Genomic DNA, 14,517 nt, shown 5'->3' on the forward strand with positions numbered 1-14,517 from the left:
TTTTATAAAAAAAACATCAACTCATATATACGAGTGTTGACTAACTTATATATACGAGTTAATATGTAAGTGTAAACGGTATCAAAAAAAGAAAAGAGGGACGGGAATATGGGGAAAGACTATCGTAAAACAGCAGAGGAAGTGTTGCAGTACATTGGTGGGAAAGACAATATTGAACAAGCTGCGCACTGTGTAACGAGGCTCCGTATCGCTTTAAAAGATGAAAGTAAAATAGATAATGATAAATTACAGTCTGTTTCATTAGTAAAGGGAGCGTTTCATAATGCTGGGATATTTCAAATTGTAATTGGTCCAGGGGATGTAGATCGTGTTTACGCTGAATTGATAACGCTTGCAGGTATGAAGGAAGCGACAGTGGCTGACGTGAAAGATTCTGGAAATCAAAAGTTAAATCCAGCTCAAAAGTTTGTAAAAGTATTTTCAGATGTATTTATGCCGATATTACCAGCAATCGTAACAGCTGGTTTACTAATGGGGATTAACAATTTATTAGGGGCAAAGGACTTATTTTTTGATGGTAAAAATTTATTAGATGTTTATCCGAATTTAGGTGGGCTTTGGGATTTAATTAATATGATGGCCAATACAGCATTCGTATTCTTACCAGCACTTGTCGGTTGGTCAGCAACGAAGCGTTTTGGTGGTAGTCCAATACTAGGTATTGTTATGGGCTTAATGCTTGTGCATCCGGCCTTATTAAACGCCTGGGATTATGGAAAAGCAGCGTCTGGTTTAGAGGGTCAAAAGATTGAGTACTTCAATATTTTAGGATTGTTCCAAATTGAAAAGGTAGGATATCAAGGTCAAATTTTACCGGTGTTAGTAGCAGCATTTGTATTGAGTAAAGTAGAGATTTTCTTAAAGAAACATGTACCAAATGCAATTCAATTATTAGTTGTACCAATTACAACAATCGTTGTAACAGGTGTATTAGCATTAGGAATTATCGGTCCAGTTACACGTCATATCGGAGATTTATTAACAGCTGGATTAGTAGGCGTATATGAAACAGTACCAGTAGTTGGAGCAGTATTATTTGGAGCATTGTATGCACCACTTGTAATTACAGGTATGCATCATATGTTTATTGCTATTGATCTACAATTAATTGCACAACACGGCGGTACATTTATTTGGCCGATGATCGCTCTTTCTAACATTGCGCAAGGTAGTGCGGCACTTGCAATGTTCTGGATTTCTAAAAATCAAAATGATAAAAGTATGGCATCGACATCAGCAATTTCCGCGTACTTCGGTATTACAGAGCCAGCGATGTTTGGTGTGAATTTACGAAATAAGTTTCCGTTTTATGCAGCAATTATAGGATCTGCTGTGGCAGCGATATTCATTACATTAAATGGTGTATTAGCACCTGCTATCGGAATTGGCGGATTGCCAGCATTTATTTCGATCATTCCGAAATCGATTCCAATGTTTATTGTAGGAATGATTATCGCAGTTGTAATCCCATTTACGTTAACATGGTTATTTGCGAAAAGAGTTAAACAGAAGTAGGAGGAAGTTAAACATGAAGGATTGGCATAAAAGTGTAGTCTATCAAATTTATCCGAAGAGCTTTAATAGTTATTACAATAAAGAAACCGGTGATATAAAAGGGGTTACAGAGAAACTAGATTATTTAAAAAAACTCGGAGTGGATTATATTTGGTTAACACCGATATACCAATCACCACAAAATGATAATGGGTACGATGTAAGTGATTATTATAGCATTGATCCATCTTACGGAACGATGGAAGAGTTTGAAGAGCTTCTAGAAAAAGCGAAAGAACGTGACATTGAAATTATGCTTGATATCGTTGTAAACCATAGTTCGACGGAGCATAAGTGGTTTAAGGAAGCAAAAGAAGATAAAAATAGTCCATATCGCAATTATTACATTTGGCGTGATGAAAAAAATAATTGGCAGTCTAAGTTTGGAGGATCCGCTTGGAAGTACGATGAAAAGACTAAGCAATATTTTTTACATTTATTTGATGAGACACAAGCAGATTTAAATTGGGAAAATGAAAAGCTTCGTGAAGAAGTGTACGATATGATGCGCTTTTGGCTTGATAAAGGGGTAACAGGATTCCGCCTTGATGTTATTAACTTAATTTCAAAAGACCAACGTTTCTTAAGCGATGACGGAAGTACCGCGACAAGTGATGGACGTAAATATTATACGGATGGTCCGCGTGTTCATGAATATTTACAAGAGATGAATAGAAATGTATTTGAAGGGAAAGAGGTAATTACAGTTGGAGAAATGTCATCGACGACAATTGATAATTGTATTAAATACTCAAACCCTGAGCGCAATGAACTGAGTATGACGTTTAGTTTTCATCATTTGAAAGTAGATTATCCGAATGGTGATAAGTGGACGAAAGCTGATTTTGATTTTATTAAATTAAAAGAAATTATGTCTAACTGGCAAATTGAAATGCAAAAGGGCGGGGGATGGAATGCATTATTCTGGTGTAACCATGACCAGCCTCGCATCGTGTCACGCTTCGGGGATGATGGGAAGTACCGAAATGAATCTGCGAAAATGTTAGCGACAGCTATGCACATGCTGCAAGGAACACCTTATATTTATCAAGGGGAAGAAATCGGTATGACGAATCCTAAATTCGAGTCCATCGAGCAATATCGTGATGTGGAATCGTTAAATATATATGATATAAAGCAGGAAGAAGGCTTATTAAAAGAAGAGATTATAGGGATTTTAAAACAAAAATCTCGTGACAATTCTCGTACTCCGATGCAGTGGAATGAAGAGGTGAATAGTGGTTTTACAACAAGTACCCCTTGGATTTCAGTAGCTGAAACCTTTAAAGAAATAAACGTAGAGAAAGCATTACAAGATGAGGAGTCTGTATTTTATCATTATAAAAAGTTAATTGAACTTAGAAAAACTTACGATGTTATTACAGAAGGAGAATATGCTATTTTAGATGAAAATCACCCTAAGATTTGGGCATATACACGTACTGTAAATAATGAAGTATTACTTATTATTAATAACTTCTATGGAGAAGAAATAACGTATTCTGTACCAGCCCATGTTCAATTAGATGGAATGAAACAAGAAGTACTACTGTCGAATTATAAAGATTCCAGCAAGGATATTACAAAACTTAACTTAAGACCATATGAATCAATTATATATCGATATACGAAATAAAAGGTTGTATGCCCACGCGGCATACAACCTTTTATTTTAAGACACCACTATACAAAATATTTACGTCTACTTCTGGTTTGAATTTTACTTTTGCATAATCTTTATTCCAATTTTTTTTCTTCCATAAGTCAGGATGATATGCAATAAGATGTCTTCCAATACCGAAAGCATCACAATTTGCTTTTTGTAGTTTGTTTGTTATTTTTTTCGCTTCTTTCGTAAGTTGTTTCGATAAGTCTTTATTTAGTTTTTTTCGTTCTCCCATTTTATAAATATTATCTCTTGGGGCTTCAAGTGCTATTACTTTTAGTTGGAGCTTAATGTGAGCATAAACATTTCCTTTTTTATCTGTTGTTATTTTTAAGTCTCGTTTTAACTTTCGATTGCTAATTTCCATTGTTAAATAATCAGATGTTTTCTCTGATTCATCGCTAGTAAGTTTTTGGGTTATACGGGCACTTGTTCCCATTTTTCCGGTTAATAATACGAATAAAACAGATTGTTTCAAAGGTAAATGCCCAGTTAATTTATCATTGTTAAATAAAGCTAACCCGTTTGTAATTACTTCTTTTCCTTTTATTTTTATAGAAGGGAGGGTAAAGTCTTTACCGGGATCTAACATTTTTGTAGCAGCTGTTTCTAAAGTTTCTTTTGGAAATACACTCATATCTTCTAAGCTTTTCACTTTTTTCTTTAGAAAATCTCCAATTAGTAAATTTCCTACTTTCTTTTTTTCTAGTATCTCGGATGTTTCACCCTCTACTGCAATAAGTTTTACTAAAGCAGTTGGGTTTGTTGGGTCCCGAAAGCTGACATCTAAATAGGGTAGTATACCCTTTTTTAGAATTTTGGTTCCTAGCGATTGAACACCATATTTGAAGTAGCGAATATTACCAGTCACATTTTTTTTTAGGGCATCGCTTGTATCCCGTATGTTATACCCGTTTGCTGAATGTATTTCATTCTCGAATGAAGATTGCTCTCCGCTTGAACTTTTTACGAGTTCAAGCGTTTGCTGTAGTTTATTCTCTTCCGTAATATCATATCCAATACTATAAGCTAATCTCGCTTCTCTTAATGGTTCTTGATCCCAACAGCCAGAAAGGAATGAACTAGTACATAATATAAAAAATAATTTAACTCTTTTTTTGAACATACTGTTCTCCTTTCTTCTTTCTTATTACTGAATAAAGTAGAAATAAAAGAGGGAGGACAACGATGAAAATATAGGTGAACTTATCAGTGAAAGTTGCAATTACTTTTAATTCTTCAGGTGTATCTATGAATAAGGCTACACTAAATGCAATAACTCCAACGATTGGAACAGCTTGTTTATGATTAGCAAGATTGAATATATGTCCAATTCCGATAGAAGCGGCGCAATAATAACTAGCAATAGAAGCTACAACTGTTATCATCCAAATTGGTATGAATAGTAAATCAGTTCGGTCTATAATCCCGATATGTAAAGAGCGCAATAAGTAAGCAACTGGTTCTGGAATAAGCTCAACTTGCTTTGGACTAAATACGATAAAGCAAATCCAAACAGTAAAAGTATAAAAGAGAGTCACAAATCCATTAGCGATAGAAATTGCCTTTAGTTTTGCCACAGCAGTCCCATTTACTTTTGGGAAAGCGATAAGAATAATTTCAAAACCATACATAGCTGTAATTGTTTCCTTTGATGCTTGAATAATATTCCACCATCCAGCTTCTGTAATGGGAAAAATATAAGAAAAGTCAGCCCGTGAGAGCCCAAGTCCAATTAACAGTGCCATTGGGAAAATAAGAATAGAGGCCATGACATAAAACCGTACGATGACTTTAAATGTGTTATAGGCTATATAGCAACAAGCTATTGTAAATAGTATGAGAATGGCAGACCAAGGAGTTGCTTGTAATATCCATACTTTAATGACATTACAAGCACTTAACATAACCGTCATACCGATAAGGGTAAAATAAAAAACATAAGCAAAACCTAATAGTTTTCCAAATTTATTACCAAATAGCATACAAACACTTTCATACATATCAGCATCAGGAAATCGTTTTAAGAAAAGCCACATAAGTAAAATAATGAGTTGAATCGCAAAACCAGCGATGAGAACAGAAATCCAGCCACCGCCTTTCGCTATCGGGTGAAGACGATTTGGTAGAGAAAGGATACCAACCCCGATTTGGCATTGAATAACGAAAAAAGTAAATTGAACAAGTGAAATTTTACTTTGCGTGTTTGTCACCGTTCTCATCCTCTCTCGTTACATGTTGTCGTTGCATTTTTTTCGGCTTTGGATCATGAGGTCGTTCCCAAAACGACCAAATTGGGAGTCTTACAAAAGAATCTTTCATATCCTTTAGCCGCATTGGTGCAAGGGGAGAAAGGTAAGGTGTATGAAAAGAATGGAGCTGACATAGGTGAACGAAAGTTATAATTAGACCGAATGATATTCCTATATATCCGAATATAGCAGCAAGAATCATTAATGGAAAACGAAGAATTCGAACTGCTGAACTCATATCGTTTGATGGAACGAGAAAAGATGAGATTGCAGTTAAAGCTACAACGATGATCATCGTATAAGAAACAAGTCCGGCTTTTACAATCGCATCACCAATTACTAAACCGCCTACAATACCGATTGTTTGTCCAACGCGGCTCGGCAGACGAATACCAGCTTCCCGTAATAACTCGAAAATTAACTCCATTAAGAGAGCCTCAAAAATGGGGGGAAGTGGTACTTTTTCTAATGAAGCTTTAATTGTATAAACGAGTTCAAGTGGCAACACATCAGGATGAAAAGCAACTGTTGCGATATATATAGCTGGTAAGAGAAAGGCTATTAAAAAACTCACTAAGCGAATCATTCGGACGAATGAACCGACAATCCAGCGATTATTATAATCATCAGGTGATTGATAGAAAGCGAATAACGTAACAGGTACGATGAGCGCTGTTGGATCTCCGTCAGATAAAATAGCAACTCGTCCTTCCATTAAATTAGCGGCGGTTCTATCTGGGCGTTCTGTATTTAATTGCTGCGGGAAGGGTGAGAAAGATGTATCTTCTATAAATTCCTGTATGTAGCCTGGTGGCATGAGTGCGTCTGTCTTAATCATTTCCAATCTTCTTTTTACTTCTGCAACGAGATCGTCATTAGCTATATTTTGAATATAAGCAATTGCCACTTTCGTGTGCATTTCTTCACCAAGTGTGAAATATTTAACGACGACATTTGGACTTTTTATGAGTTTACGAATAGAAGCTAAATTGGTTGCTAAATCTTCTACAAACCCGGTATGTGGTCCACGTACTATCCGGCTCTGTTATATCTCTTTTTAAAGATAGAGCTGTTTCGAAAATACAAAAACTATCAACATGTTCATGAAAATATAATGACTTTCCTTGTAATAAAAGCTGCACCCCATAATTTAAATTCGTTTCTTTTTTCATATTTAATGTGGAAAAAGCTTTATCTAAAGCCAAATCCGATCGTGTTAATAAAGGCTCGAGAGCTAATTGATGAATTAAATTTGGATCTGCTAAAGATTCGAGATATATAATGGTTCCTTTTCCGTTTTGAAAAGGGATATCTAATTTTTTTATATCATCTGAATGACAGAGTTTATTTTCAATGTAATTAATATTTTCCGGAAGCGATGGAAACATATGCTTTTGATTTTCACTCTTTTGTTGTTCTTTTTGCTCTGTCATAATTTCCACCTCTTTTAGAATAAAGTCGCTTCTGTTAATTTTTGCTTTTTGTGAGAAATTTATGCTTGTATTATTTGAAAATAAGTAGCTTGAAAGTTACGTTACGTCATCTTTTAAAATAAAGAAAATGAGAAGTAGGGGATGGAAAGAAAGTATATATTAGATTAGCGGTGTTGATATAAATCTTTTGTACTATAGAGGATAAGCCTAGCGGTATAAATAATTACATCATTCGATGAATAGGAAATTTATGAAAGGCAATTTATACTATTAGTATTGTGTCTTGCCTTTTTAGGTGCAGTACACAGCCGGTGATTGGCTAGTGGAGGTTCTTCCATTTTGCCAGTGCCGGTTTTTTATTGGATAATAGAGAAAATAAAGTTCTATAAAGAAAGAAGGGGTTGTTTTGAAAGCTGTAAATTCTATCTTTATGAGAGAAAAGATTGCTAGTTCTTATCTTTATTTTATTTCTTTTCTTGGTTTGGTTACTATAACTATATCTTTACTTGAAATTAAAATCCCTTCTCATCCAACAATACTAATATTGTTATTAATATTTATGGGGATTGCAGAGTATTTTCCTGTACGATTTTGGAGAGGGACTAGCTCGCTTACCTTTCCGATAATTTACGCTATGAGTTGGCAGTTTGGAATCCATATAACTATTATTTCTATTGTACTCGTTACGCTAATTATTCACCTGCACCGCCGTTCACCGATACAAAGAATGTTATTTAATAGTACTCAGCATGCACTTAGTTTAATCTTGGCCGAATGGTTTTCAAACAAATGTATGTCCTTATTAATTAACAAAATAGATATATCAGTTCTGTATGGAAATTTAATATCTTTGTTATTATTTTGCGTGTTTTTTTGTTTTTTCAACAATCGTTTTTACGATTTGTTAATGATACTCCTTCCGCAGCCATATTCAATCTATCAGTGGTATAAAAAAACTGTAACGGTATTTCTTTGCGAAACTTTTGGTTTCTCTTATGCGGCACTGATGCACGTATTAATTAGTACATATAGTGTGGAAGTAAACGAGATTACAGTACTGTTTTTCTTTTTTCCACTTGTAGCAACTTCCGTTATTAGTTCTTTTTCTGTACGGATAAGGATGGAGAAGGAACGATTATATGAGTTATTTCTTATTACGACCGAAATTAGTCGAGGATTAACCGGAGGAAACTTGAAACATATTAAACAAGCACTTAAAGGTTTTTTTGGTATACAAGCATATGTAATATGGACAAAAGATGATGGGAACTGGAATATTCTATTAAAAGATGGGAAAGTCCGCCTAGATTTATCTGATGATTCAGAAAAGTATGGGGCGTTTGAGGAACTTTCTAAAAATCTTGTATTTAATGATTGGAAAATTGGTACGGCTCCTGGAGATGAAATATTTGATAATGTTATACGCTCACTTGTATATTTTCCTCTTATAGTAAATGATGAATTAGTCGGAATGTTTGTTGCAGGGAAAAGTAGAAATGCGGGTTTCTTTCCGGAAGATGTACAGTCGTTAGCTACATTTTCTAACCAATTAGCTAACGTTGTTAAAACAAGGATATTGATTTCTGAACAGGAAAAAAGAATGATCTTAGAAGAAAGAAATAGAATCGCCCGTGAAATTCACGATGGTATTGCGCAAACATTAGCCGGGGTGATATTCCAACTAGAATCCGCGCAGAAAAAATACCGTGATAAACCAAAAGATATGCAGCAAATAGTAGAGAAAAGTATAAAAGATTTAAGAGGAAGCTTAGGAGACGTTCGCTATTCTATTTATGCTTTAAAACCATATCCGACACAACAATTAGGGCTAAAGCAGGCGATAGCAAGTAAAATAAAATCTTTAAAACAAGAATATGAACTAGATATTACATATCATGAAAGAGGTCATGCACGTGCGCTTAGCTTTTCAAAAGAAAGGGTTATTTTTGATACATTACAAGAGAGTTTGCAAAACATTGTAAAACATGCACAAGCAGACAAGACTGATGTTTTACTTAGCTATCAAAGTGAGCACGTGCTTTTAAGGGTTAAGGATAATGGGATTGGCTTTTCACTATTTGAGTCTATGGTTAAAACGAAGAATGAGCCACATTATGGTATATTACATATGAATGAACAAGCTGAACAATTAGGGGCTACTTTACAGATTGATAGTTCTGTAGGGAAAGGGACAAAAATTACACTATTAATTCCAGATTCACAAACAAGGGGTGCGTAAAATGATTAAAATATTAGTAGTGGATGATCATGCTTTTTTACGAGACGCAATTCGGAACATACTAGAGGATGAATCTGATATGAAAGTGGTTGGAGAAGCTAGCTCTGGGGACGGAGTATTGGGAAAAGTAGAAGAATGCAGACCAGATTGTATTTTGATGGATATTAATCTTCCGGGGAAAAATGGGATTGAAGCTACAGATTTGGTGAAAAAAAATTATCCGAATTGCCGAGTACTTGTGTTTACAATGTATGAGCATGATGAATATTTAATGGATGCACTCCAGGCTGGTGCTGATGGTTATTTATTGAAAGATTCATCATCGGAGCAGGTAGTAGCAGCAATCCGGATGTTATATCGAGGGGATTCAGTTATTCATCCGCGTATGACTAAAAAATTAATTACATATCATCAGCAAAAAATGAAATTAGAATCAAATGAAAATGAACTGACGGAACGTGAAAAGGAAATTCTTTTTGAATTAGTAAAGGGACTTAGTAATAAAGAAATCGCTGAAGCTCTATATATTAGTGATAAAACAGTTAAAATTCACATCAATAAAATTTTTAAAAAACTAAATGTGAAAAGTCGATCGCAAGCGGTGATTTATGCTGTTCGAAATCAATTGGTTCCGTTGGATTAAATAGGAAATGTTTAAAAGAACTATCATGTTTATTTATTCTTTATTACAAAGTATAAAGAGCAAGATAGTTCTTTTGTACTATGTAGGTATAGAATCCTTAGAGAAAAGATACTCCTTTTGTTCAATTTTCAGAATAATCAAAATGTGAAATAATAAAAATAGAATTACATTTTAATCGTGTTAATAATTCATTTCGTGAAAATCCTTTGTTGGAAATAAATGATGGAGGGCTCTTATAGAAAGAGAAAAGTGAGTAATTAGCTATATGAGGTATGGGGATGGTAGTAGTGATGGAAATCTTTCATGATACACAAGATTAAGATTAATAGAGTTTCCAATGCTAAATAGGAAGTTAAGAATCAATTTGTTTCAAAAAATAATATTAATAATGGGGAGATGCAATATGAAACGAGGGAAATTTGGAAAGATTCTTATTGGAACGTTAACAGCTGGAATGTTATTGTCTCAAGGAATTCCATATAACGTCTTAGCTGAAGAGGTAAATACATCTACTTTAACTGGAATTGATGATGCAAATGCTATCTTGAAAGGTCTTACAAAGGAACAACGTAATGCCTTAAAAACGTTAGATACAAAACCAGGTTTTGTTATTTCGCCAGGTATCAATACAGCAAGTCCTAATAATGTGAATGTGATTATAGAGTTTAAGCAAGCACCTAGCAAAATTGAGGTATTAAAACAAGCGGCTAAAGGGAAAAAGGTAGCTCTTTCAAATGCGGAACAAAAGGTAGAGGCATCACATAAAGGGTTTAAAGCAGAGCTTGAACAGCTTCAAAAGAATAAAGAGAAAGGGACAAATTTAAAATCTGCAAAAATAACAAGAGAATATAAGAATGCTTTTAATGGTGTAGCGATTTCGTTACCTGCGAACATGATTGAAGACTTAGTTCGTACCGGTATCGTTAAGCGTGTATGGGAAGATCATGAGGTTAAAATTGATTTGCCGAAAGAAACAGCTAAGACTGCTGTTGAACCAAAAATGGCAGATAGTGTACCGCAAATTGGTGTAGACAAGCTGCATGATGAAAAAATAACAGGTAAAGGAATTAAGGTAGGTGTACTGGACACAGGTATTGATTACAATCACCCGGATTTGAAAGATGCATATAAAGGATATCGTGCAAAGCAAGGTGAAGATCCAAGCAAAATAGATCCGAACTCAATAAAAGGATGGGACTTTGTTAATAATGATGCTGATCCAATGGAGACAACGTATAAGGATTGGCAAAATTCTGGAGGATATCCTGAGATTTATGAGGGGAGTGCATATTATACATCCCATGGTACGCATGTAGCTGGGACAATCGCTGCAGACAAAAAGAATAATGTTGATTACGCGGTTACGGGAGTTGCTCCAGATGTAGATTTATATTCATATCGCGTATTAGGTCCATATGGAAGTGGACAAACAAGCGGTATTCTTGCTGCGATTGATAAAGCAGTAAAAGACGATATGGATGTTATCAATTTATCACTAGGTGCGTCTATTAATGATCCTTTATATCCTACTTCTGTGGCAGTAAACAATGCGATGTTAGCTGGTGTTGTTACAGTAGTAGCGGCAGGTAATAGTGGTCCGGAAGAAGGTACCATTGGATCACCTAGTGCAGCGGCACTTCCAATTACAGTTGGAGCCAGTGACGCTGCAATGAAGATCCCAACGTTTTCCGTCGATGCAGGTGATTTACATGTGGATAAGATGATGCTACTTGGAAAAAGCTTTACTGATAAGATTGAAGATTTGAAAGGTCAATCCGTATCAGTTGTATATGCAGGGCTCGGGAAATCAGATGATTTTACAGGAAAAGATGTAAAAGGAAAATTAGCTCTTATCCAACGCGGTGAGATTACATTTGATGAGAAAATTAAGCATGCTAAGGAAGCAGGCGCAAAGGCGGTAATCGTATATAACAATGTAGATGGTGAAATTACAAGTTATCTTGGGGAAAGTACTTCATCTATTCCAACGTTCCGCCTAACAAAAGTAGATGGTGAGAAATTACAAGCAAAAGCTGTACAAGGAGATGTGTTGTTAGCGTTTGGGGAACTAAGTAATATAAAAACAGAGGGAGATCACTTAGCTGATTTCAGCTCCCGTGGTCCTGCAACTAAGACAGATGATATTAAGCCAGATATTGTAGCACCAGGTGTGTCTATTTTCTCAACTGTTCCTGAATATATTAATGATCCAAAAGATGGAGAAAATTATCCGGTAGCGTATGGACGTATGTCAGGTACCTCTATGGCAACTCCTCATACTGCAGGGGTAGCGGCACTCATTTTACAAGAACATCCAAACTATAGTCCATTTGAAGTAAAAGAAGCACTCATGAATACCGCAGTTGACTTAAAAGAAGAGCGTTCTGTATTTGAGGTGGGCTCAGGGCGAATTGATGCATATCGTGCAGTTCATGCAGATACATCTATCGAGGTTGTTGATAAAACATCAAACGTTGTAGGTGATGAAGAAGTAGAAATTGAAGAAAAAACAGGTTCTATTGCATTTGGGTATAAAAATCAAATTGAAAATGGGCCTATTAAAGATAGTCGAAAAGTTTTAATTAAGAACAGCAGTAAAACAGATGGGAAAGAGTTTAAATTAGAGGTGGAATTTTCACCTACAAGTGTAGGTGTGCAAGATGCAGCGAAGAATGGTGTGAAGCTAAACGTACCAGATTCTATTAAAGTAGCTCCTGGTGCATCAGAGGAAATTAGTCCTGAAATTATCATTCCAGAAAACGCTGAGTTTGGTAGATATGAGGGCTATATTCATATTTCAAATAAAAACAATGAAAAAGAAGTATATCAAGTACCATTTGCAGTTAAATTCACAGAAAAAGAGATTGCGTCTGTAGATTTACTGAGAGATACAATGGCAACAGATGCTTCTAAATTCCATCCATTTATGGAAAGACCAAGTTCGCCGTTGACATTTAAATTAAATAGTCCTCTTGAAACCATTGATGCAGTTGTGAAGGACCGAAAGACAGGGAAGGCATTAGGAGTCGTTGGTACACTTAATGCAAGTAGTCTAACACCGAATGTTGAATATATGATGTTTTCTGGTATGGGAGGGTATGTACTTCCATTCACAGGAGATCCAGCTCATCCAATTGCGGATAAACCTGTTATGTTGCCTGATGGAGATTACGAATTGAACTTCGTTGGATATGATAAAGAAGGAAAATCTTATACAAAAGGCGATAGCATTATCATTGATAATGTAATACCTGAAATGAAATTTAAGGATGTACAACCTGGTATACACGAAGTCAATGATTCTATGTTTAAAGAAGAAGACGGCCAGCGTGCATTATGGGTGCATGGTAATATTTATGATTCTACAGTAGATGCATTAAAGGCAAAAGGCTTGCAGTATGATCAAAAAGCGAACCAAATTGTATATTATCAAAACTCAGCCTTTCCATCAGGTTGGCTGAATACAATTCAAGCAAATGGTGATTTTAAATTTGGAGTACTTCCAGAGGAAATAAACGAGCCGTTAAATCTAAAATTATTTGGATATGATCTTGCAACTGCAGGGAATATGGCAACTGGATATAAAGATTACGTCTTTGTAAAGGAAGGGACAGAATACGCTGTTCCAAGTTATGACAAAGATAAAATCAAATTAGGAGAGAAAATTACGTTAACTTTGAATCTTAATAATGTAAAACAGCTTATGTCAGGTACATTTGAAATTCCTTATTACAAGCAGCTATTTAAATTTACAGATGTGAAACCAAATCCAGCACTTACGGAATATGTAAAACAACATGGACTGAACCTTAAATTAGAAGATCCGAAGATAAGTGAAGAAGGAGCTTGGGAAAACAAGGTGAAAGTTGGCGCATCATTGGAAGGAAAAGAATTTAAAGGATTAGATGGAGATACACCATTTTTAGATGTTACATTCGAGATGGCGAACGATGAATACTTTAATGATTTAACTGCATTTGGAGTAGATAAGTTCTCTTATACAAAAGCTGGTGCATCTGAAGGCATTGAGATTCCTGCGTTTAAAGATAAATCTTTTGCTATTGTTTCGAAACATTCAACGGTTACAGGATATATTGGCCCTGAAGCTTTCTTGAATGAAGAGGGGTATTTAGGTAAGAAAGACTATACAAAACTAGGAGCAAAAGTGTACGCAGTTGGCAAGGATGGAAAGAAATATACAGGAACGATTGGTGATAACGGGCAATTTGAAATTCATAGTGTCCCAGTAAGCGATAAAGAATATGATATTTTCGTAGAAATGCCAGGTCATTTAAATAGTAAATTAACAACAAAAATAGGGAAAATGCAGGATGGAGAATTAGTGGGACAAAACTTTAGAGCTGACATGGATGATAACCTTGCAGGTGATGTAAACGGCGATAAAATGGTAGATATTCAAGATGCTAGAATAGCAGCTTTATCGTATGGAAAAGGAAAAGTATCTGTAAAAGATGGAGATATAAATCAAGATGGTGTTGTAGATGAAACAGATATTCGTTTTATTGAGAAAAACTTCTTGAAAAAGGGTCCAGATGCTAAAGAAAATCAGAAACCGAAAGAAAATGTAGGGCCAGTGACGTTAGAGAAAATCTTACGCTCGATTGGTTTAGAGCCAAAAAAATAAGGGGATACACTTCTAAGGGAAACTAAACGATAAAGCAATGAACACAGAAAAAATGGTTTTTGCT

Annotated in this window: 7 protein-coding genes and 1 pseudogene; 5 read left to right on the top strand and 3 right to left on the bottom strand. The window is 35.2% G+C overall.

Annotated elements, in window-relative coordinates; translation table 11 throughout:
* Window positions 1-108 precede the first annotated feature (108 nt).
* Both treP and treC read left to right on the top strand, forming a co-directional pair.
* Window positions 109-1,536, top strand: coding sequence for a PTS system trehalose-specific EIIBC component (gene treP, locus ACUN26_RS27245; RefSeq protein ID WP_000513927.1), 1,428 nt, complete (start codon window positions 109-111; stop codon window positions 1,534-1,536).
* Window positions 1,537-1,549: 13 nt separating this feature from the next.
* Entirely contained in the window at window positions 1,550-3,211 is a 1,662-nt protein-coding gene (gene treC / locus ACUN26_RS27250; RefSeq protein ID WP_000656133.1) for an alpha,alpha-phosphotrehalase, read from the top strand.
* A gap of 31 nt (window positions 3,212-3,242) precedes the next feature.
* Here treC and gerKC read toward each other — a convergent pair whose 3' ends face one another.
* The 3 genes and pseudogenes from gerKC to gerKA form a co-directional block, all read right to left on the bottom strand.
* Window positions 3,243-4,367, bottom strand: a complete 1,125-nt coding sequence (gerKC, locus tag ACUN26_RS27255; RefSeq protein WP_000474023.1) for a spore germination protein GerKC — start codon at window positions 4,365-4,367, stop codon at window positions 3,243-3,245.
* Complete coding sequence (locus ACUN26_RS27260; protein ID WP_000185800.1) at window positions 4,348-5,454, bottom strand: GerAB/ArcD/ProY family transporter; 1,107 nt, start codon at window positions 5,452-5,454, stop codon at window positions 4,348-4,350. The genes gerKC and ACUN26_RS27260 overlap by 20 nt, the downstream gene beginning before the upstream one ends.
* Window positions 5,435-6,926: pseudogene (gene gerKA, locus ACUN26_RS27265) on the bottom strand (spore germination protein GerKA). Before gerKA ends, ACUN26_RS27260 begins: the two are co-directional and overlap by 20 nt.
* A gap of 406 nt (window positions 6,927-7,332) precedes the next feature.
* On the opposite strand from gerKA, the gene ACUN26_RS27270 reads away from it, so the two are divergent.
* From ACUN26_RS27270 to ACUN26_RS27280, 3 genes are all read left to right on the top strand, one after another.
* Window positions 7,333-9,165, top strand: a complete 1,833-nt coding sequence (locus tag ACUN26_RS27270) for a GAF domain-containing sensor histidine kinase (protein ID WP_000648908.1) — start codon at window positions 7,333-7,335, stop codon at window positions 9,163-9,165.
* 1 nt (window position 9,166) lies between these two features.
* Entirely contained in the window at window positions 9,167-9,808 is a 642-nt protein-coding gene (locus ACUN26_RS27275; RefSeq protein ID WP_000590660.1) for a response regulator, read from the top strand.
* A 403-nt stretch (window positions 9,809-10,211) separates the two neighbouring features.
* Window positions 10,212-14,453: a S8 family serine peptidase gene (locus tag ACUN26_RS27280; RefSeq protein ID WP_000820220.1), complete on the top strand. Its 4,242-nt coding sequence runs from the start codon at window positions 10,212-10,214 to the stop codon at window positions 14,451-14,453.
* Window positions 14,454-14,517 lie beyond the last annotated feature (64 nt).

Source organism: Bacillus sp. WC2503 (assembly GCF_052682895.1).